The 19,881-nt window shown below is 72.2% G+C and carries 15 protein-coding genes; 6 read left to right on the forward strand and 9 right to left on the reverse strand.

The window, feature by feature from the left end; genetic code table 11:
* Positions 1-24: 24 nt before the first annotated feature.
* The 3 genes from DVK44_RS09880 to DVK44_RS09890 are packed head-to-tail and all read right to left on the reverse strand — an operon-like array spanning position 25 to position 3,169.
* On the reverse strand, positions 25-861 hold the full coding sequence (locus DVK44_RS09880) for a sugar phosphate isomerase/epimerase family protein (protein WP_114659328.1): 837 nt from the start codon (positions 859-861) through the stop codon (positions 25-27).
* Positions 858-2,021, reverse strand: coding sequence for a dihydrodipicolinate synthase family protein (locus DVK44_RS09885; protein WP_114659329.1), 1,164 nt, complete (start codon positions 2,019-2,021; stop codon positions 858-860). Before DVK44_RS09885 ends, DVK44_RS09880 begins: the two co-directional genes overlap by 4 nt.
* Positions 2,018-3,169, reverse strand: coding sequence for a Gfo/Idh/MocA family protein (locus DVK44_RS09890; protein ID WP_114659330.1), 1,152 nt, complete (start codon positions 3,167-3,169; stop codon positions 2,018-2,020). Before DVK44_RS09890 ends, DVK44_RS09885 begins: the two co-directional genes overlap by 4 nt.
* 149 nt (positions 3,170-3,318) lie before the next feature.
* Between DVK44_RS09890 and DVK44_RS09895 the strand changes: the two genes are divergently transcribed.
* From DVK44_RS09895 to DVK44_RS09905, 3 genes are all read left to right on the forward strand, one after another.
* Entirely contained in the window at positions 3,319-4,383 is a 1,065-nt protein-coding gene (locus DVK44_RS09895) for a LacI family DNA-binding transcriptional regulator (protein ID WP_114659331.1), read from the forward strand.
* A 204-nt stretch (positions 4,384-4,587) separates the two neighbouring features.
* Complete coding sequence (locus DVK44_RS09900; RefSeq protein ID WP_114659332.1) at positions 4,588-5,556, forward strand: bifunctional helix-turn-helix transcriptional regulator/GNAT family N-acetyltransferase; 969 nt, start codon at positions 4,588-4,590, stop codon at positions 5,554-5,556.
* Complete coding sequence (locus DVK44_RS09905; protein ID WP_114659333.1) at positions 5,553-6,344, forward strand: sugar phosphate isomerase/epimerase family protein; 792 nt, start codon at positions 5,553-5,555, stop codon at positions 6,342-6,344. The genes DVK44_RS09900 and DVK44_RS09905 overlap by 4 nt, the downstream gene beginning before the upstream one ends.
* 59 nt (positions 6,345-6,403) lie before the next feature.
* On the opposite strand, the gene DVK44_RS09915 is transcribed toward DVK44_RS09905, so the two are convergent.
* Positions 6,404-6,868 (reverse strand): DUF2269 family protein, encoded by a 465-nt coding sequence (locus DVK44_RS09915; protein ID WP_114659334.1) that lies wholly within the window; start codon positions 6,866-6,868, stop codon positions 6,404-6,406.
* Positions 6,869-7,190: 322 nt separating this feature from the next.
* Between DVK44_RS09915 and DVK44_RS09920 the strand changes: the two genes are divergently transcribed.
* Positions 7,191-8,159 carry a GlxA family transcriptional regulator gene (locus DVK44_RS09920; protein ID WP_114659335.1) on the forward strand — a complete coding sequence of 323 codons (969 nt, stop codon included), beginning with the start codon at positions 7,191-7,193 and terminating at the stop codon, positions 8,157-8,159.
* Here the strand turns inward: DVK44_RS09920 and DVK44_RS09925 are convergent.
* Positions 8,077-9,039 carry an EamA family transporter gene (locus DVK44_RS09925; protein ID WP_114659336.1) on the reverse strand — a complete coding sequence of 321 codons (963 nt, stop codon included), beginning with the start codon at positions 9,037-9,039 and terminating at the stop codon, positions 8,077-8,079. The genes DVK44_RS09920 and DVK44_RS09925 overlap by 83 nt on opposite strands.
* A gap of 86 nt (positions 9,040-9,125) precedes the next feature.
* Between DVK44_RS09925 and DVK44_RS09930 the strand changes: the two genes are divergently transcribed.
* Both DVK44_RS09930 and DVK44_RS09935 read left to right on the forward strand, forming a co-directional pair.
* Positions 9,126-10,034 carry a LysR family transcriptional regulator gene (locus DVK44_RS09930; protein ID WP_114659337.1) on the forward strand — a complete coding sequence of 303 codons (909 nt, stop codon included), beginning with the start codon at positions 9,126-9,128 and terminating at the stop codon, positions 10,032-10,034.
* Positions 10,035-10,476: 442 nt separating this feature from the next.
* Complete coding sequence (locus DVK44_RS09935; RefSeq protein ID WP_114659338.1) at positions 10,477-12,306, forward strand: glycoside hydrolase family 3 protein; 1,830 nt, start codon at positions 10,477-10,479, stop codon at positions 12,304-12,306.
* 87 nt (positions 12,307-12,393) lie between these two features.
* Here the strand turns inward: DVK44_RS09935 and DVK44_RS09940 are convergent, their stop codons facing one another.
* From DVK44_RS09940 to DVK44_RS09955, 4 genes are all read right to left on the reverse strand, one after another.
* Entirely contained in the window at positions 12,394-13,815 is a 1,422-nt protein-coding gene (locus DVK44_RS09940; protein WP_114659339.1) for a S28 family serine protease, read from the reverse strand.
* 186 nt (positions 13,816-14,001) lie between these two features.
* Positions 14,002-14,367 (reverse strand): hypothetical protein, encoded by a 366-nt coding sequence (locus tag DVK44_RS09945; RefSeq protein ID WP_114659340.1) that lies wholly within the window; start codon positions 14,365-14,367, stop codon positions 14,002-14,004.
* A gap of 214 nt (positions 14,368-14,581) precedes the next feature.
* The gene (locus tag DVK44_RS09950; protein WP_114659341.1) at positions 14,582-18,562 is read right to left on the reverse strand and encodes an ABC transporter ATP-binding protein; all 3,981 of its coding nucleotides are present in this window, start codon (positions 18,560-18,562) and stop codon (positions 14,582-14,584) included.
* A gap of 146 nt (positions 18,563-18,708) precedes the next feature.
* Complete coding sequence (locus DVK44_RS09955; RefSeq protein WP_114659342.1) at positions 18,709-19,653, reverse strand: serine hydrolase; 945 nt, start codon at positions 19,651-19,653, stop codon at positions 18,709-18,711.
* Positions 19,654-19,881: the final 228 nt, after the last annotated feature.

Below are 19,881 nucleotides of genomic sequence, written 5' to 3' on the forward strand. Positions count from 1 at the left end.
TATTTTTTTCCTCGTGACTCACGCTCACCAGGTGTGCGTGACATACCGGCGCGTGATCTCGGTGAGGAGTTCCACGCCGTCGCGGGCCCAGAGTTCGTCGTTGAACAGCTCCACCTCGATGGGGCCGGTGTAGCCCGCCGCGTCCACCCGTTCGCGCCAGGCGCGCATGTCGATGGAGCCGTCGCCGATCTGGCCGCGGCCGTTCAGCACACCGGCCGGGAGCGGGGTGGTCCAGTCGGCCAGCTGGAAGGTGAAGATCCGCTCCGCCGCGCGCGCGACGGCCGCGGGCGCGCGGTCGTCCCACCAGATGTGGTACGTGTCCACGGCCACCCCGACCCGGTCGGCGGGGAAGCGCTCCGCCAGGTCGAGGGCCTGGTCGAGGGTGGAGACCACACAGCGGTCGGACGCGAACATCGGGTGCAGCGGCTCGATCGCCAGCCGGACGCCCCGCTCGGCCGCGTACGGCGCCAGTTCGGCCAGCGCGTCGGCGATGCGTTCGCGGGCGGCGGGCAGGTCCTTGTCGCCCTCGGGGAGGCCCCCGGAGACCAGCACCAGGGTGTCCGTGCCGAGCGTCGCCGCCTCGTCGATCGCGGCCCGGTTGTCGGCCAGCGCCTCGGCACGCGCGCGTGCCTCCACCGCGGTGAGGAATCCGCCGCGGCAGAGCGTGGTGACGGCGAGGCCCGCGTCGCGGACGAGCTTGGCCGCGGCCTCGACGCCGTACGCCCGGACCGGCTCGCGCCAGAGCCCGACGCCCGGGACGCCGAGGCGTACGCATGCCTCGGTCAGCTCGGGCAGCGACAGCTGCTTGACCGTCATCTGGTTGATGCTGAACCGGCTCAGACCGGCGGCCGGCGCGGTCATCGGTCCACTCCGTACACGCTGAGCAGAGAGGCCATCCGGGCCGCGGCCAGCGCCGGGTCGGGGAACAGGCCGAGGCCGTCGGCCAGTTCGTACGCGCGGGCCAGATGCGGCAGGGAGCGGGCCGACTGGAGGCCGCCGACCATCGTGAAGTGGTCCTGGTGGCCGGCCAGCCAGGCGAGCAGCACCACGCCCGTCTTGTAGAAGCGCGTGGGCGTCTGGAAGAGGTGCCGGGACAGCTCGACGGTGGGGTCGAGAAGGTCGCGGAAGCCCTGCGTGTCGCCGGTGTCCAGGACCCGTACGGCCTCCGCCGCCAGGGGCGCCAGCGGGTCGAAGATGCCGAGCAGCGCGTGGCTGAAGCCCTGCTCGTCACCGGCGATCAGCTCGGGGTAGTTGAAGTCGTCGCCGGTGTAGCAGCGCACGCCCTTCGGCAGCCGGCGGCGCAGCTCGATCTCGCGGTCCGCGTCCAGCAGCGAGATCTTGATGCCGTCGACCTTGTCCGGGTGGTCCGTGATGACCTGGAGGAATGTCTCGGTCGCCGCGTCGAGGTCGGCGCTGCCCCAGTAGCCGTCCAGCGCCGGGTCGAACATGGGGCCGAGCCAGTGCAGGACGACCGGTTCCGCGGACTGCCGCAGGAGGTGGGCGTAGACGTCGAGATAGTCGTCCGGGGTCGTCGCGGCGGCGGCGAGCGCGCGCGAGGCCATCAGGATGGCCTGCGAGCCGCTCTCCTCCACGAGGGCGAGCTGCTCCTCGTAGGCCGCGCGGACCCGGTCCAGGGAGTGCGTCCCCGGCGCCAGCTGGTCGGTGCCCACGCCGCAGGCGATCCGGCCGCCGACGGCCTTGGCCTCGGCGGCCGAGCGGCGGATCAGCTCGGCGGCGCCCGCCCAGTCCAGTCCCATGCCGCGCTGCGCGGTGTCCATGGCCTCGGCGACCCCGAGCCCGTGCGACCACAGGTGCCGGCGGAAGGCGAGGGTGGCGTCCCAGTCGACGGCGGCGGGCGCGTCCGGGCTGATGTCGGCGTACGGGTCGGCGACCACATGGGCCGCGGAGAAGACCGTACGGGAGGCGAGCGGCGAACCGCCCGCGGCGAACCGGGCCGGCTCGTCGCGGGGTGTGTACGCGCGCGTGCCGCCGTCCGGGGCGGGGAGGCGAAGCGTGGTCACAGCGTCAGCTCCGGGATGTCGAAGCGGCGGCCCTCCGCCGAGGAGCGCAGTCCCAGCTCGGCGAGCTGGACCCCGCGCGCGCCGGCGAGGAGGTCCCACTGGTAGGGCTCGTCGAGCACGACATGGCGCAGGAACAGCTCCCACTGCGCCTTGAAGCCGTTGTCGAACTCGGCGTTGTCCGGCACCTCCTGCCACTGGTCGCGGAAGGACTCGGTGACGGGCAGGTCGGGGTTCCAGACCGGCTTGGGGGTGGCACTGCGGTGCTGGACGCGGCAGTTGCGCAGCCCGGCGACGGCGGATCCGTGCGTACCGTCGACCTGGAACTCGACCAGTTCGTCGCGGTTGACACGGACCGCCCAGGAGGAGTTGATCTGGGCGACGGCGCCGCCCTCCAGCTCGAAGATCCCGTACGCGGCGTCGTCGGCCGTGGCGGCGTACGGCTTGCCCTGCTCGTCCCAGCGCTGCGGGATGTGGGTCGTGACATGTGCCTGGACGCTCAGGACGCGCCCGAACAGCTCGTGCAGGACGTACTCCCAGTGCGGGAACATGTCGACGACGATGCCGCCGCCGTCCTCCGCGCGGTAGTTCCAGGAGGGGCGCTGCGCGTCCTGCCAGTCGCCCTCGAAGACCCAGTAGCCGAACTCTCCCCGTACGGAGAGGATGTCGCCGAAGAATCCGCCGTCGATGAGGCGCTTCAGCTTGAGCAGACCGGGCAGGAAGATCTTGTCCTGGACGACACCGTGCTTGATCCCCGCGGTCCGGGCCAGCCGGGCCAGTTCGAGGGCGCCTTCGAGGTCGGTCGCGGTCGGCTTCTCCGTATAGATGTGCTTTCCGGCGTCGATCGCCTTCTTGATGGCCTCGACGCGGGCCGAGGTGACCTGCGCGTCGAAGTAGATGTCGATGGTGTCGTCGTCGAGGACGGCGTCGAGGTCGGTGGACCATTCGGTCAGACCGTGCCGCTCGGCGATCTCCCTGAGCGCGTGGTCGCGACGGCCGATGAGGACGGGTTCGGGCCACAGCGTCTCGCCGCCGCCGAGATCGACACCTCCCTGCTCGCGGATCGCGAGGACGGAACGGAGCAGATGCTGCCGGTACCCCATCCGCCCCGTGACGCCGTTCATGGCGATCCGCACTGTCCTTCGTGTCACGAAGTTCCCTCCATACAGCCGTAGCAAGCGCTTTCTATTGGGTAAGAAGCTAGCCTGCGACAGCGGCCCGGACAAGTGCCGCGCCCGATCTCTCCCCGATGCCACCCGTAGATCCCACCGGTACACCTCGGACCCCTCGGAGGAAAACGATGACAGTCACGCTGGCGGATGTGGCGGCCCGCGCCCGGGTCTCACCGGCCACCGTCTCCCGCGTGCTGAACGGCAACTATCCGGTCGCCGCGGCCACCCGGGAACGCGTACTGCGGGCGGTGGACGAGCTGGACTATGTGCTGAACGGGCCCGCCAGCTCGCTGGCCGCCGCCACCTCCGACCTGGTGGGCATCCTCGTCAACGACATCGCCGACCCCTTCTTCGGGATCATGGCCGGGGCCGCGCAGACCGAGATCGGCGGGCAGGAGGGGACAGGGAGAGCGGGCGGCGAGAAGCTCGCCGTCGTCTGCAACACGGGCGGTTCGCCCGAGCGCGAACTGACGTATCTGACCCTGCTCCAGCGGCAGCGGGCCGCGGCCGTGATCCTCACCGGCGGAGCGCTCGAAGACCCCGCGCACATCGCCGCGATGACCGCGAAGCTGGCGAAACTCGCCGACGCGGGCACCCGGGTGGTGCTGTGCGGACGCCCGCCGCTCCAGGGAAGCGACGCGATCGTGGCGGCGCTGGCCTTCGACAACCGGGGCGGCGGGCGGCGGCTGACGGACCATCTGCTCACACTGGGACACCGCCGGATCGGCTACGTCGCCGGACCGGTGGAGCGGACGACGACCCGGGACCGGCTGGAGGGACACCGGGCCGCGCTGCGGGACGCGGGACTGGACGGCGCGTCGGAGGAGCTGACGGTGCACGGCTCCTACAGCCGCCGCTCCGGGTACGAGGCGACGCTGGAGCTGCTGCGGCGCGCCCCCGACCTGACCGCGGTGGTCGCCGCGAACGACACGGTGGCGCTGGGGGCGTGCGCGGCGGTACGGGACCAGGGGCTGCGCATCCCGGCGGACATCTCGGTGGCCGGCTTCGACGATCTGCCGTTCTCGGTGGACGCGACACCGGCGCTGACGACCGTACGGCTGCCGCTGTTCGAGGCCGGGGCCCGGGCGGGCCGGCTGGCGATGGGGACGGAGAGCCCGCCGCCGGGCGGGATCGCCACGATCCCGGCGGAGCTGATGGCGCGGGCGTCGACGGCGCCGCCCCGGACGGGGTGAGGCGGGGCGCGGGGACGGCGGACGCGGGCCGGGAGAGGGCGGACGCGGCCGGGGGCCGGACGTGGGACGGGAGTGGGGGCAGGGGCGCGGCGGTCGGATTTGGCGAGTAGTCGCCAATGGGTGGACAGGGTCTTGCCGGGTGTCAGAGGTCCGACCTACCGTTGACTCAGTCAAAGGAAAAATTCGGGGGCACGGGAGTCGGTCATGGCTGTCCAGGAAATCCGCGCGTTCAACCGCTTCTACACGAATCTCATCGGGGCGCTCGACTACGGCAAGCACCTCTATACGCCGTTCACCCTCACCGAGTCGCGCGTGCTGTACGAGCTGGCGCACGCCTCGCGTACGGACGCCGCGGATCTGCGGGCCGAGCTGTCGCTCGACGCCGGATATCTGAGCCGGCTGCTGACCAAGTTCGAGCGGGACGGGCTGGTCGGACGCGCGCCGTCCGAGCAGGACGCGCGGCGCCAGCGGATCACCCTGACACCCCAGGGCCGCGAGGCCGCGGCGCTCCTCGACGAGCGGTCGCGGGAGGCCGTGGGCTCGCTGCTCGACCGGGTCGAGCCGGCCCGCAGACCCGAGCTGGCGCGGGCGATGCGGACGGTCCGGGACATACTCGACCGCACCCCGGGAGCGCGCGAGGACGCGGCGGTGCGCGGCGAGCCGCTGCTGCGCGATTCCGTGCCCGGCGACCTGGGCTGGATCGTGCAGCGCCACGGCGCGGTGTACGCGGCGGAGTACGGCTGGAACACCGAGTTCGAGGGGATGGTCGCCCGGATCGTCGCGGACTTCGCGCAGCGCCACGATCCGCGGCGGGAGCGGGTCTGGATCGCCGAGCTGGACGGCCGGCCGGTGGGTTCGGTGATGTGTGTACGGGACGAGGAGCCCGGCACCGCGAGGCTGCGGCTGCTGCTGGTCGAGCCCGAGGCCCGGGGGCACGGGCTCGGGGCACGGATGGTCGGGACGGTGGTGGACTTCGCCCGCCGGGCGGGGTACGAGGCGGTGACGCTGTGGACCAATGACGTCCTGGCCGGTGCGCGTGTTCTCTACGAGCGTGCCGGATTCACGCTCGTCTCGGAGAAACCCCACCACTCGTACGGCGCGGAGCTGATAGGCCAGGACTGGCGGCTCCCTCTCCGGGAGCCGGCCGTACGCCAGGAAGGAACAGCACCATGAAGTTCGCCTTCTCCACCCTCGGAGTGCCGGGTCTGCCCATCCCCGAGGTCGTCGCGCTCGCCGCGGCCAACGGATACCGGGGAGTGGAGCTGCGGGCCCACCCGGAGGAGCCGGTCCACCGGGGCATCGGCCGGCGGGACCGGGCCGCCGTGGCCGACGAGTTCAAGCGCGCCGGCGTGGAGATCCTGGGGATAGCCGGGTACGCGCGGGTGGCGAGCGCGGAGGCCGACGAGGACCGGGTGCGGCAGGAGCTGGAGGAGCTGCTGTGGCTCGCGCGGGATCTGGGCGCGCCGTTCGTGCGGGTCTTTCCGGGCGGTGACGACCGTCCGTCGGCGGAGGCCGACGCGACGGCCGCGCGGCGGCTGGCCACGGCGGCCGAGGTGGCGTCGGACCTCGATGTGCGGATCCTGCTGGAGACGCACGACTCGCACCGTACGGGCAGGGACGCGGCCCGGGTGGTGGGGCCGGTGGGGCACCAGCGGGTCGGGGTGCTCTGGGATGTGATGCACACCTGGCTGGGCGGTGAGGATCCGGTCACCACCCACTCGGTACTCGCCCCGCACCTCGGCTATGTCCAGGTGAAGGACATCGCGTCGGCGCGGGACACGACCCCGCTGGCGCTCGGCGCGGGGGTGCTCCCGCTGGGTGAGTGCCTCGCGCTGCTCGACCAGGACAGCTGGGTCTGCTGGGAGTACGAGAAGCGCTGGTATCCCCAGGCGGAGGAGCTGCCGAAGCTGCTGGCGGCGGGCCGGGTGCATCTGGAGGCGCTGGCGGGCGGACACGGCTGAGAGGGGCCGACCCAAGGGGGCCCCGGCCGGGGCGGGCGGGCGGGAAGGGGGCGGCGGGGTCAGGCTCCGGTGGTGGAGCCCGGTCTCACGATCATCAGGACCGTGACCGTGGCCCAGAGCAGGTTGAAGACGCCGGTGTACATGGCGAGTCGGGCGAGGGCGGGTCGCGGCGGCGCCGCGGGCGGGGCGGACTCGCCGCCGGGGGCCGCTTCCGCGGCCGCGAGAAGCGCTCCCTGGCGCGGCAGTATCAGCGCCCCGAGTACGGCGGCGGCCGCGGCGGTCAGGGCCATGGAGACGATCAGCCAGGCGTCACCGAGGACCCCCATGGTGTTCGCCGTGGCCAAGCCGAAGACGGGGACGGTGACCCCGACGACCGCGTAGACGCGGCAGATGCGGTGGAACACGGCGACGCTCGCCCAGGCGTTGGCGCGGACCGCCGCGGTGAACATGCTGGCCGCCGCGGTGACCGGACCGATGGCGATGATGGCCGCGAGGACATGGACCGAGAGGAGGAGCTTCGTCATGACAGTGAACACCCCGTCGGAGCGGGCGAGTCGAAGCCTTCGGACGGCACGGTCTGAACGGCGGGCACGGAGCATCAGTCCTTCGTGGTGCGGTCGCGCGCCCGGGGAGGGCGCCGTGGCCGACGGTAGTCAGCGCCCGGAGCCGCGAGTAGTGGCAGGAGTGCCATATGGCAACGGGTTCTCGCCAGCAGCGCCGGTAGCGCCGGCACCACCGGGAGCACGGGCTGCGCCGCCACCGCCGGCACCGCCGGCAGCGCCCGTGGGGCCGCTCTCGGTGCCCCCTCGCGGTGGCGGCGGCCCGTCGCCCCTCTACCTTGGCGCCATGCACACCGTGGCCGTACTCGCCCTCGACGGCGTCATCCCCTTCGATGCCGCCACTCCCATCGAGACCTTCAGCCGGATCCGGCTGCCGGACGGAGCGGCGCCCTACCGGGTGCGGGTGTGCTCGCCGGCCGAGGAGGTGTCGGCCGGGGCGTTCGCGCTGCGGGCGCCCTGGGGGCTCGACGCGCTCGCCGAGGCGGACACGATCGTGCTGCCCGGTATCGCGGAGCCGACCGCGCCCGTGCCGCCGGAGGTGCTCAACGCGCTGCGGGAGGCGGCCGGCCGGGGCACCCGTATCGTCTCGGTCTGCGTCGGCGCGTTCATTCTCGCGGCGACGGGGCTGCTGGACGGCCGGCGGGCCACCACGCACTGGCTCGCCGCCCCGCTGCTGGCCCAGCTGTATCCGGCGATCGAGGTGGATCCCGAGGTGCTCTATGTGGACAACGGGCAGTTCCTGACGTCCGCGGGCGCCGCGGCGGGGCTCGATCTCTGTCTGCACATCATCCGGCGCGACCATGGCTCCGCCGTGGCCGCCGACGCGGCCCGGCTGACGGTGATGCCGCTGGAACGGGACGGCGGCCAGGCCCAGTTCATCGTCCACGAGCAGCCTCCCGTGCCGCGCGGATCGGTCATGGAGCCGCTGCTGAACTGGCTGGAGGAGAACGCGGAGCACGAGCTGACGCTCGACACCATCGCGGACCGGGCCGGCATGAGCACCCGCACGCTGAACCGGCGCTTCCGCGAGCAGACCGGCACCACCCCGCTCCAGTGGCTGCACCGGGCCCGGATACGCAAGGCGCAGTATCTGCTGGAGACGACGGCGCACCCGGTCGACCGGATCGCCGAGCGCGTCGGCTTCGGGAGTCCCACCGCCTTCCGGGACCGGTTCAAGCGTCTCGTGGGGACAAGTCCGCACGCGTATCGCCACGCGTTCCGCGGGACGCCGCCACCGCGGGAGGCGGGAGCGTGAGCGCCGGGGCGGGGACGGCCGCCGCGGCACCGCGCGGGAGTGAGGCGAGGGCCACTCCCCCGACCAGCAGGACGGCCGCGCACCAGCGCAGCGGGCTGAGGGACTCGCCCAGTACCAGGGCCGCCGCGGACATCCCGAAGACGGGCACGAGCAGCGAGAAGGGGGCCACGGAGGAGGCCGGGTAGCGGCGCAGCAGGAAGCCCCAGGCGCCGAAGCCGAAGACGGTGGTGCCCCAGGCGACGTACAGGATGATCGCGGCGCCGGCTCCGTCCAGCGCGCGCAGGGCGGCCAGGCCGGCGGACGGCCCTTCGAAGAGGAGCGAGAGACCGAGCAGCGGGAGTACGGGGACGGTCGAGACCCAGACCATGAAGTTCAGCGCGTCCGGCGGGGAGGCTTTGCGGGTGAGCACATTGGAGACGCCCCAGAACACGGCGGCGGCGATGACCAGGGCGAAGGCGGCCAGCGGGCCGGAGGTCCCCTCGTCGACGGCGGCGACCGCGATACCGGCGAGGGCGACGCCCATGCCCAGCAGCCGGGTCCGGCCGGGCCGCTCGCCGAGGGCGACCGCGGCGAACAGGGCGGTGAAGACCGCCTGGATCTGGAGGACGAGCGACGACAGACCGGCGGGCATGCCCTGGTTCATCCCGACGAAGAGCAGCCCGAACTTCGCCACGCCGAGCGCGAGTCCGACCCCGATCACCCATTTCCAGGCCACCTTCGGGCGGCCGACGAAGAAGACCGCGGGCAGCGCCGCGACCAGGAACCGCAGCGCGGAGAAGAGGAGGGGCGGGAAGTGGCCGAGACCGATCTCGATGACGACGAAGTTCACCCCCCAGAGCGCGGTGACAAGGACGGCGAGAGCGATATGTGCAGGACGCATGGGGACAGGTTCCCGCGCCCGATCATGTAGCACTAGCGCAGATTTCTTCATGGTTGAATTGAGCGTTGCTTACGAATGAGGTGACCATGCTCGACCTGGCCCGGCTGCGGGCACTGCATGCCGTGTCCGTGCACGGCTCCGTCGCGGCGGCGGCGGCCTTCCTCGGCTACACCCCCTCGGCCGTGTCCCAGCAGATCACCAAGCTGGAGCGGGAGACCCGTACACCCCTGCTCGAACGGCACGGCCGCGGTGTGGTGCTCACCGACGAGGCGCGCCATCTCGCCGCCACGGCCGAGGAGCTGCTCGCCATCGTCGAGCGGGCCGAAACCACATTGGAGGAGCGCCGGGGACAGCCGACCGGACAGCTGGTGGTCGGGGCGTTCGCCTCGTCGGCGCGGGGGCTGCTCCCCGGTGTGCTGGCCAAGCTGGCCGGGCTGCACCCCACTCTCGATGTGCGGCTGCGGGAGGTCGATCCGCATCTCTCCATCGATCTGGTGGCCCGCGGCGCGATCGACCTGGCGGTCGCCCACGACTGGGACATCGCACCGCTGCCCGCGCCCGACGGCGTGGAGCAGGCGTTCATCGGGGACGATCTGTGCGATCTGCTGGTCCCGGCCGGCCATCCGCTGGCGGCGCGCCCCTCCGTGCGCAGGGAGGAGCTGACGGGCCAGCGCTGGATCTGCCAGCCGCCGGGGACGGTCTGCCACGACTGGCTGGTCCGCACCCTGCGCGCGGCCGGCTGTGAGCCGGATCTCGCGCATCAGGCCGAGGAGAACCACACACAGCTGGCGCTGGTCGCGGCCGGCCTCGGCATCGCCATGATGCCGCGCCTGGGCCGCGGTCCGCTGCCGGAGGGAATACGCGCGATCAGCCTGGACCCGGTGCCGACACGGCGGCTGTACGCGCTGTGGCGCGCGGGCGCGGCCAGACGCCCGGCCGTCACGGTGACCGTGGAGACCCTGCGGAGACACTGGCCGACGGTCGCCGCCGGGTAACGGCACCCGGGCCGGCCCACCGCCCGAGGCCCGTCAGCCAGGCCGGTCACCCGGACCGGCCGCCCAGGGCGCGCCACCCCGGGCCTGCCACCCCGGACCGGCCGCCCAGGGTCCGCCGCCCGAGGGCGCGTTCGGGCTCGCGGGCGGCGGATTGTGTGGCTCGCGGCGGAACCCCGGGCTCCTGGCTCTCGTCCTACTGACGTGCGCCGGCGAGTCTCCGCGGCGGTGTCGGCTCGCCGCGGATCGCGACCGCCGACGTCCCTCTCCGGCCGCCGCGGCCGGCCCACGCGCCGCCACCGGTGCGTCCCCCTTTCCGCGCCGGTGGCGGCCCTCACCTCCCCATGCCGCCATGTCTCTTGACTGACAGTTATTTTCCGGATACCCGTGAATATTCGGAAGTTTCCTTCAGCTTCCTCGCAGCGCAAGGCCGAAAGGAGCACCCGTGCACGACGACCGGACCCTCTCCAGACGCACTCTTCTCAGCGCGACCGCCGTAGCGGCGGCCGCGGTCTCCGCCACGGCTCTCCCCGCGCACGCCCGCCCCTACCCCAGGCCCGCCGCCCCGCGCGCCGGCCGGCTCCGCCGGATCGTCTCCCGGATGACCCTGGAGGAGAAGGTCGGACAGCTCTTCGTCATGCGGGTGTACGGACACTCCGCCACCGCCCCCGACCGGGCCGACATCGACGCCAACCTGGCCGAGATCGGGGTGCGTACGGCCGCCGAGCTGATCTCCACGTACCACGTCGGCGGCATCATCTACTTCGGCTGGGCGCACAACACGCGTGACCCGCGGCAGATCGCCGCGCTCTCCAACGGCATCCAGGATGCGGGGCTGGCCCAGCGCAGCGCGGTGCCCCTGCTGATCGCCACCGACCAGGAGCACGGCGCCGTCGCCCGGGTCGGGAAGCCCGCCACCCTGCTGCCGGGCGCGATGGCGCTCGGCGCCTCGCGCTCCCCCGCCGACGCGCGCGAGGCCGCCCGGATCGCCGGCGCCGAGCTGGCCGCCATGGGTATCAACCAGAACTACGCGCCGGACGCGGACGTCAACGTCAACCCCGCCAACCCCGTGATCGGCGTACGGTCGTTCGGCGCCGATCCGGCGGCCGTCGCCGCGCTGGTGGCGGAGCAGATCGAGGGGTACCGGAGCGCGGGGATCGCCACCACCGCCAAGCACTTCCCCGGGCACGGCGACACCTCGGTCGACAGTCACTACGCGCTGCCCACCATCCACCACACGCACGCGCAGTGGACCGCCCTGGACGCGCCGCCGTTCCGGGCCGCGATCGCCGCCGGGACCGCCTCGATCATGACCGCGCACATCGTCGTCCCCGCGCTCGACCCGAGCGAGGATCCCGCGACGCTCTCGCGGCCCATCGTCACCGGCATCCTGCGCGAACAGCTCGGCTACGACGGCCTGGTGATCACGGACGCGCTCGACATGAAGGGCGTCCGGGAGAAGTACGGCGACGACCGGGTGCCCGTCCTCGCCCTCAAGGCGGGCGTGGATCAGCTGCTCAACCCGCCGAACCTGCGGCTCGCCCGGGACGCCGTGCTGGCCGCCGTGCGCGGCGGGGAGCTGAGTGTGCGGCGGATCGAGGAGTCCGTGCTGCGTGTGCTCGCGCTCAAGGAGCGGCTGGGGCTGTTCCGCGATCCGTACGTCCCGGTCGCGGACGTGGACCGTACGGTCGGCTCCCGGGCCCATCTCACCGCCGCCGACCGGATCGCCGACGCGACCACCACCCTGCTCGTCAACGAGGGCGGGCTGCTGCCGCTGAGCCCGGACCGGCAGCGGAGTCTGCTGGTCGTCGGCGCGGACGTGGCCTCCCCCTCGGGGACGACCGGCCCGCCCGTCGCCGTGCTGGCCGCCGCCCTGACGGAGGCGGGTTTCACGACCACCGCCCTGGTCACCGGTACGGCGCCGGCCCAGGCGCGGATCGACGAGGCCGTGGCCGCCTCCCGGGGCAAGGGCGCGGTGGTCGTGGCCACGTACAACGTGTCGGCGAGCAGCACCCAGCGCGCGCTGGTCGGCGCGCTGGCCGCGACCGGGGTGCCGGTGGTGACGGTCGCCCTGCGCAATCCGTACGACATCGCCCAGCTGTCCGGGGTCACGGCGTCGCTCGCCACGTACTCCTGGACGGATGTGGAGGTACGGGCCGCCGCGCGGGTGATCGCGGGGCAGGTCCGGCCGCGGGGAAGGCTGCCCGTGCCGGTGCAGCGCGCGGACGATCCGGCCCGGGTGCTCCATCCGATCGGCCACGGGCTGACGTACTGACAGCTGACGGACCGGCCCGTCGAACCGCTGCCGTCGCCGTCGCTGGACCAGCGACGGCGACGGCAGCGGCGACGGCAGCGGCGGGTGCTACGGCCGCAGCGTGTGGCGGCGGTCCAGCTTCTGCCGGTCCAGCTTGGCGTCGTACGCCGCCAGCGGCTTCGCCTTCGCCTCGTCCTTCTGTACGGCGGCGGGCGCGACGCCCGCCCACTCCAGGATCCGGGCGGTGGCCTTGGCCTGCTGCTCCGGGACCAGACCCGCCACATTGGCGCCGTGGTTGGCGCCCGGCGCGACATACACATAGCTGTCGCGCGCGCCGTGGCCGAGGCGGAACGGCTTGGAGCCCCACGGGTCGTTCTGCCCGTACACGAACAGCATCCGGTTCGCGTTGTTACGGACCCACCTGTCGATGTCCGGCATCACGCGCGGGTCGAACTTCATCGGGATCTCGCTCGGCACGAAGCTGCGCGGCGGCTGGTAGCCGTACCGGCTCAGCTTGGCGAGCTTCGGCTGCTTGATGGTGGGCCAGCCCAGCTGGGTGCCCGCCTGGTAGTAGTACGGCGTGTACGTGGCCAGGCTCTGGTCGGTCGGCGCGGAGAAGCCGGAGATCGCGTCGACGCTGTTGTAGATGTCGTCGTCGGACGCGGTGGCCGACGGGATGCTGTCGCAGTCGTCGAGCAGCCCGTACTGCCAGAAGCCCCACGCGTAGTCGAGCACGACGGCCTCGTACGCCTTGTCGAGCGTGCCGACGGTGGTGAAGGTCGCGCCCTCCCGCTCGGCCCACGCCCGGTACTTCTTCTGGAGCGGTACGCGGCGGATCAGCGCCTCGCGCTGCACGGCGGTGAGCTTGTCGCGGCACTCCTTGGTGCCGACGCGTTCAAAGAAGCGGTCGTACGCCGAATCGTCTTTGTTCACCACGTCGTTGGGCGCGACGTACGCGACGACACCGTCCATGTCGCGCGGGTAGAAGCGCTCGTAGTACGTGGCGGTCATACCGCCCTTGGAACCGCCAGTGGCGAGCCAGTTGCGCGGGTAGATCTTCTTCAGCGCGGTGAAGACGCGGTGCTGGTCGCTGGCCGCCTGCCAGATGTCCAGCTTCGACCAGTCGGCCGGCTGGGGCCGCGACGGGGTGAAGAAGCGGTACTCCAAGGAGACCTGGTTGCCGTCGACGATCCGCGTCGGCTCACTGCGGCCGGGGTTAGTGGAGACGTTGTAGCCGCTGGTGAAGAAGACCGTGGGACGGCTGGTGTCCTTGTGCAGAAGCGTGACGCGCTGCTGGAAGGTGCCCTTGGAGGGGTGCCGGTGGTCCACCGGCTGGGTGTAGTTGAGAACGAAGTAGCGATAGCCGGTGTACGGCTTCTCCTGGATCAGACTCATCCCCGGGATCGCCAGGATGCGGTCCTTGATGTCGGTGTCGGTGTCGGTGCTCTCGGCGGCGGTGGCCGCGCCTGCTGTGGCCACCGCGCCTATGACCAGCACGAGCGACAACAGCCATCTCAACGCCTTGCGCATGCACGCTCCCTGTGTTCATGACAGACGTCGTGAACCTAGCGGGCGGCCACCCGCCCCCGCCAGACCACACCCCGCCGGGGAGCGCGTTTTCGGCGTCAGGTCGCGCGCCCCCGGCGTCAGGAGCGCGCGCGTTCCGGAGTGTGCGTCAGGAGCGCGCGCTCCGGAGTGTGCGTCAGGAGCGCGCGCTCAGCAGAGGATCCAGCCGGTCGAACCCGACTTCCCGGCGACGGAACCGGTGGCGCGCACACACCGGTTGAGCGCGTGGACCGTGACCGGACCCGCATGGCGCGTGTAACGGCCGCTGTCCACCACGGCGTTGCCGCCGCGCGGCTGGAGACTGACCGACATGGGGCGCTTCTGGCCGGGGTTCTTGGCCACGGTGGTCGCGCAGGCGTAGTCGCGGACCTTGTACACCCGCAGCTCACCGGTGGCGAACGGCACCGTCCGCACCGGCCGGCCCGAGCACACGGAGGCCGCCCGGGCCTGCTCCGCGCCAGGGTCGGCCACCACCAGGGCGCCCAGCGCCGTCAGCACCGCGAACCCGTGGGTCATCGCCCTCCCGAGCCCGATCCGACGGGTCCTGCGCGCCCCCGCCCTGAGCAGCGACACCTGCGACACCCGCACCGACCCTCGCACCCCCGTACCCACTCCCGCACCCGCCCCTGAAAAACCGAACAAAGGTGCCCCCTATGGTTTTTCTGCGTACACGCGTACGACGCACAGGAAGCGGGGATGGTTGCGGTAAGTAGCCCTCGTCCCTACCGCCTCACCCCACCACCGCTGCTTCCGTCTCCGCCTCGCCCTCCCCGAGGCCGAGGAAGCTGCGCCAGAGCGTGGCGTACCGGCCGTCCAGCGCGAGCAGTTCCGCGTGGGTGCCGTCCTCCACGACCCGCCCGTGGTCCATCACGACCACCCGGTCCGCGCGCGCCGCCGTGGTCAGCCGGTGGGCGACGACAAGGGTGGTACGGCGCGCGCCAGCGCTCGATGAGGGGTGGCGGTCGGGCGACGGGTGGGCTGTACGGCGGCCCGCGAGCCGCTCCGTGGCCTGGTTGACCAGCGCCTCGGTCGCCAGGTCCAGCGCGGCCGTCGCCTCGTCGAGCAGCAGTATGTCCGGATCGACCAGCTCGGCGCGGGCCAGGGCGATCAACTGCCGCTGGCCGGCGGAGAGATTGCGGCCGCGCTCGGCGACCGCGTGCAGATAGCCGCCGTCGAGCGTGGCGATCATGTCGTGCGCGCCGACCGCGCGGGCCGCCGTCTCCACCTGCGCGTCGCTCGCGCCGGGACGCCCGTACGCGATGGCGTCCCGCACCGTACCGGCGAAGAGGTACGGCTCCTGCGGGACGACACCGAGCCGGTGCCGGTACGAGGCGAGGTCCAGCGCGCGCAGATCCGTACCGTCCACGGTGACCCGGCCGCCGGTCGGGTCGTAGTACCGCGCGACCAGTTTGACGAGGGTGGACTTGCCCGCGCCGGTCTCCCCGACGAAGGCGACGGTCTGGCCGGCCGCGATCCGCAGATCGACCCCGGAGAGCGCCACTTCCCCGGCCGACGGCTCCGTGCCGGCCTCCGCCCCCGCATCCGTCCCGTACGCGAAGCTCACGTTCTCGAAGGCGATCTCCCCGCGCAGCGACACGACGTCGAGCGGCTTCTCGGCGGCGCCCGTCGAGGTCCGCTCCCGCAGCAGCTCCTGGATGCGGCCCAGCGAGACCGTCGCCTGCTGGTATCCGTCGAAGACCTGGGAGAGCTGCTGCACGGGCGCGAAGAACAGGTCGATGTAGAGCAGGTACGCGACAAGCGCGCCCGTCGTCAGTGTGCCCGCCTCCACCCGGCCCGCGCCCACGATCAGCACGGCCGCGGCGGCCACCGAGGACAGCAGCTGCACGAACGGGAAGTAGACCGAGATCAGCCACTGCCCGCGCACCCGGGCCTTGCGGTAGTGGTCGCTGCGGGCGGCGAACCGCTCGGCGCCGGAGCGCTCGCGCCGGAACGCCTGGACGATACGGAGCCCGGCGACGGACTCCTGGAGGTCGGCGTTGACCGCGCCGACGCGCTCGCGCGCCAGCTCGTACGCCCGCACGCTCTGGCGGCGGAAGAAGACCGTGCCGATGATCAGCACGGGCAGCGTCGCGAAGACCACCATCGCGAGCTGTACGTCGATGACCAGCAGCACCACCAGAATGCCGCTGAAGGTCACGACGGAGACGAACGCGGTGACCAGCCCGGTCTGGAGGAACGTCGAGAGCGCGTCGATGTCGGTCGTCATCCGCGTCATGATGCGGCCGGTCAGCTCGCGCTCGTAGTAGTCGAGTCCGAGCCGCTGGAGCTGCGCGAAGATCTTCAGCCGCAGCGCGTACAGGACCCGCTCGCCGGTGCGGCCGGTCCGCCGCGTCTCGCCGATCTGCGCGGCCCACTGGACGAGCACGACGAGCAGCCCGAGCGACGAGGCCGCCCACACCGCGCCGAGCGCGAGCCGCTCCACGCCCTGGTCGATTCCGTGCCGGATGAGGACCGGCAGCAGCAGGCCCATGCCCGCGTCGACGGCGACCAGCCCCAGGCTGACCAGCAGCGGCAGCCAGAATCCGCGGAGCAGCGCGCGCAGTCCGTACGATTCCTCGGCGGCGACCGCGCGGGCCTCGTCGACCTCGGGTGTGTCGGTGGCCGGGGGCAGCGCCGCTACGAGGGCGAGAAGTTCGGGGGAGGCGCCGGAGGCGGTACGTGAAGCCGGGCCGGCCTTGTCAGCCTTGTCGGCCTTGTCAGCCTTGTCGGCCTTGCCCGCCTTGTCGAGTACGGCGGGCACGGCAGGCGGTGCGGCGGGCGGTGCGGTGGAGCCGTCGGGACATCGTTCGCCCGGACATCGACCGCCGCCCGCGTCACCCGCGTCACGTACCCACAGCGCCGGAGTGACCCCGCGCTCGGCGTCGAACTCGGCGTCGATCTCCCGCTGGATCGCCCGGTCGTCCTCCGGGCTGACCACGTCGGCGGCCGACGCCGCGACCGGGGCATGGCCGGGCGAGACGCCGACCAGTTCGTCGGGCTCGGTGAGCAGCCGCCGGTAGAGGGCGGACCGTTCCTGCAACTCGTCGTGGGTGCCGAGGTCGGCGAGCCGGCCCGCGTCCAGGACGGCGATCCGGTCGGCCAGGCCGAGGGTCGAGCGGCGGTGGGCGATGAGCAGCGTCGTACGCCCGGCCATCACGGCCCGCAGCGCCTCGTGGATCTCGTGCTCCACGCGCGCGTCGACGGCGGAGGTCGCGTCGTCGAGCACGAGCAGCCGGGGGTCCGTGAGGATCGCCCGCGCCAGGGCGATGCGCTGGCGCTGGCCGCCGGAGAGCGTGAGGCCGTGCTCGCCGACCGCCGTGTCGTAGCCGTCGGGCAGCGCGGTGATGAAGTCGTGGGCCCGGGCGGCGCGGGTGGCGCGGTGGATCTCCTCGTCGGTGGCGTCGGGCTTCCCGTAGGCGAGGTTGGCGCGGACGGTGTCGGAGAAGAGGAAGCTGTCCTCCGGTACGAGCCCGATGGCGGCGCGCAGCGAGTGCAGCGTCAGCTCGCGCACATCGTGGCCGCCGACGAGGACGGCGCCGTGCGAGACGTCGTAGAAGCGGGGCAGCAGCAGCGAGAGCGTGGACTTGCCGCTGCCGGAGGCGCCGACGACGGCGACGGTCTCGCCGGGGCGCATCTCCAGCGAGAAGCCGTCGAGCACGGACCGGCCGTCCTCGTAGGCGAACGACACGCCGTCGAACTCGACCGACGCCTCGGCGTCCGCCGGCAGCTCCTTCGTACCGTCCCGGAGGGTCGGTTCGGTGTCGATCAGCTCCAGGACGCGTTCCACGCCGGCGCGCGCCTGCTGGCCGACGGTCAGGACCATGGCGAGCATCCGTACGGGGCCGACGAGTTGCGCCAGATAGGTGGAGAAGGCGACGAACGTGCCGAGCGTGATCTCCCCCCGGGTGGCCAGCCAGCCGCCGAGCGCCAGCATCGCGACCTGGCCGAGCGCGGGTACGGCCTGAAGCGCGGGGGTGTAGCGGGAGTTGAGCCGGATGGTGCGCAGCCGCCCGGCGAAGAGGGCGCGGCCGGCCTCGCGCAGCTTGCCGGTCTCCTGCTCCTCCTGCCCGAAGCCCTTGACGACCCGGACCCCGGAGACGGCGCCGTCCACGACCCCGGCGACGTTCCCGGCCTGCGACTGCGCGTACCAGGTGGCGGGGTGCAGCTTGGCGCGGCTGCGGCGGGCGATGAACCAGAGGGCCGGGGCGACGGCCAGCGCGACCAGGGTCAGGGGCGGGGAGAGCCACGCCATGATCCCCAGGGAGATCACGAACAGCAGGATGTTGCCGATGGTCATCGGCAGCATGAAGAGCAGGCTCTGGATGAGCTGGAGGTCGCTGGTGGCGCGGCCGATGACCTGGCCGGTGGAGAGGGTGTCCTGGCGCCGTCCGTCGAGGCGGCCGATCGTCTCGTACATCTCCGTACGGAGATCGTGCTGTACGTCGAGCGCGAGCCGGCCGCCGTAGTAGCGGCGGACGAAGGCCGCGGCGTAGATGACGAGGGCGGCGAGGAGGAGCAGACCGGTCCAGACGGCGAGGGAGCGCGATCCGGAGCCGATGACATCGTCGATGACGACCTTGGTGATCAGCGGTACGAGCGCCATCACCGCCATGCCGGCGAGCGACGCCCCGAGGGCGAGCAGCACATCCCGCCGGTACCGCCACGCGTACCCGGACAGCCGCCGTGCCCAGCCCTGCTCCGCCGCCGCCACTGCTGCCTCCCGCTCGCCGGACCGTGGGTCCGATCGCCTTGTCGTGCCGGATGGCACCAACGCGGGCGGCGGCGGATTTCATCCCTCCGCAACAAAAGACAGATCTTCCGACCTAGGCCCTCTCAAGTTTGGAGAGGTCTTCGGACCTAGGGCTTCCCGGGTGTCTCCGGGGTGTCGGGCATCGTGTCGTACGCGGCCGACGGGGCGACCTGGACCGTGGTGGTGGACTTGGCGGCGGTGGGGTTGAGGTTCTTGTGGACGACCTTGGCGACGGCCTGGATGGTGTTGATGCCGTCGTTCATCGTCTTGTTGTCGTGGGTGAGGACGCTGATCGTGTAGTCGTGGCCGTTGCCGGTGAACGCGCCGACGCTGTGCACGCGCCAGCCGTGCGTGGACCGCTGGAGCCAGCCGTTCTTGAGCTGGACCGTGGCGGTGGTGGGGGCCCCGGCGGGGACGCCCCAGCGCTGGGAGGCAACGACCTTGCCCATCCGGCCGAGGATGTACGCGCGCGAGCTGTCGGTGAGCACGGCGTTCTCGGCGGTGAGCAGGGAGAGCAGCTGCCGCTGGTCGGTGGCGGTGATCTGGGTGAGTCCCCAGTAGCCGTTCGCGCCCGGGATCGTCTGTGTCATCTTCGCGGCCTTGAGGAAGCCCTTGACCTTGGTCAGGCCGAGCTGCTTCCAGAGCGTGCTGGTCGACGCGTTGTCCGACTTGGTGATCATGGCTGTGGCGAGGGTGGTCTCGCGCGTGGTGAGCTTGCGGCCGGTCTTCTGCGCGTCCCAGAGCAGCGTAGCCAGGACCGTGACCTTGACCACACTGGCCGAGTCGTACTTCTGTGCGGCCCGCAGGGTGCAGCGGGTGTTGGTGGTGCGGTCGTGGACGGAGAGGGCCGTGGTGGCCTTCCTGGTGGCGAGCGCCGCGGTGATGTCCTTGGCCATCTTGACGGCGAGGCCGGCCTTGTCCGAGGTGCAGACCACGGCCGGGGTGGCGGCGGCGGCCGGTGCGGCGGCGGCCAGGACCGGTAGGAGCACGCCCCCGGCGAGAGCGACGGAGAGTGCGCCCCGGGCACGCCGGGGTATTCGCTGGTGAGTCATGAAGAAGTCCCGCCCCTGCTGCGCGAAAGTGCGACTACATGTGCGATGCATGTGCGAGTGCGTACGCGATACGCCACTCGATCGGTACTTGAGTACGGGTGCGCCTTCCATGCCGCACTCGAACACATGATGCATGGGACGGTCGGAAGGTTGTATGGCGCTGAACACATGACGAAATCCGTACCGGCCCGGCGCCCGTCGGACCGCGCTCAGGGGCTGGTCAGCGGC

This window comes from Streptomyces paludis (assembly GCF_003344965.1).
In the GTDB taxonomy this organism is placed as follows: Bacteria; Actinomycetota; Actinomycetes; order Streptomycetales; family Streptomycetaceae; genus Streptomyces; species Streptomyces paludis.

Excerpts from the sequence above, each read along its gene's own strand:
- DVK44_RS09880 (WP_114659328.1), bottom strand. The coding sequence starts at position 861 with ATGACCGCGCCGGCCGCCGGTCTGAGCCGGTTCAGCATCAACCAGATG.
- DVK44_RS09895 (WP_114659331.1), top strand. The coding sequence starts at position 3,319 with ATGACAGTCACGCTGGCGGATGTGGCGGCCCGCGCCCGGGTCTCACCG.
- DVK44_RS09900 (WP_114659332.1), top strand. The coding sequence starts at position 4,588 with ATGGCTGTCCAGGAAATCCGCGCGTTCAACCGCTTCTACACGAATCTC.
- DVK44_RS09905 (WP_114659333.1), top strand. The coding sequence starts at position 5,553 with ATGAAGTTCGCCTTCTCCACCCTCGGAGTGCCGGGTCTGCCCATCCCC.
- DVK44_RS09915 (WP_114659334.1), bottom strand. The coding sequence starts at position 6,868 with ATGACGAAGCTCCTCCTCTCGGTCCATGTCCTCGCGGCCATCATCGCC.
- DVK44_RS09920 (WP_114659335.1), top strand. The coding sequence starts at position 7,191 with ATGCACACCGTGGCCGTACTCGCCCTCGACGGCGTCATCCCCTTCGAT.
- DVK44_RS09925 (WP_114659336.1), bottom strand. The coding sequence starts at position 9,039 with ATGCGTCCTGCACATATCGCTCTCGCCGTCCTTGTCACCGCGCTCTGG.
- DVK44_RS09930 (WP_114659337.1), top strand. The coding sequence starts at position 9,126 with ATGCTCGACCTGGCCCGGCTGCGGGCACTGCATGCCGTGTCCGTGCAC.
- DVK44_RS09940 (WP_114659339.1), bottom strand. The coding sequence starts at position 13,815 with ATGCGCAAGGCGTTGAGATGGCTGTTGTCGCTCGTGCTGGTCATAGGC.
- DVK44_RS09945 (WP_114659340.1), bottom strand. The coding sequence starts at position 14,367 with ATGACCCACGGGTTCGCGGTGCTGACGGCGCTGGGCGCCCTGGTGGTG.
- DVK44_RS09955 (WP_114659342.1), bottom strand. The coding sequence starts at position 19,653 with ATGACTCACCAGCGAATACCCCGGCGTGCCCGGGGCGCACTCTCCGTC.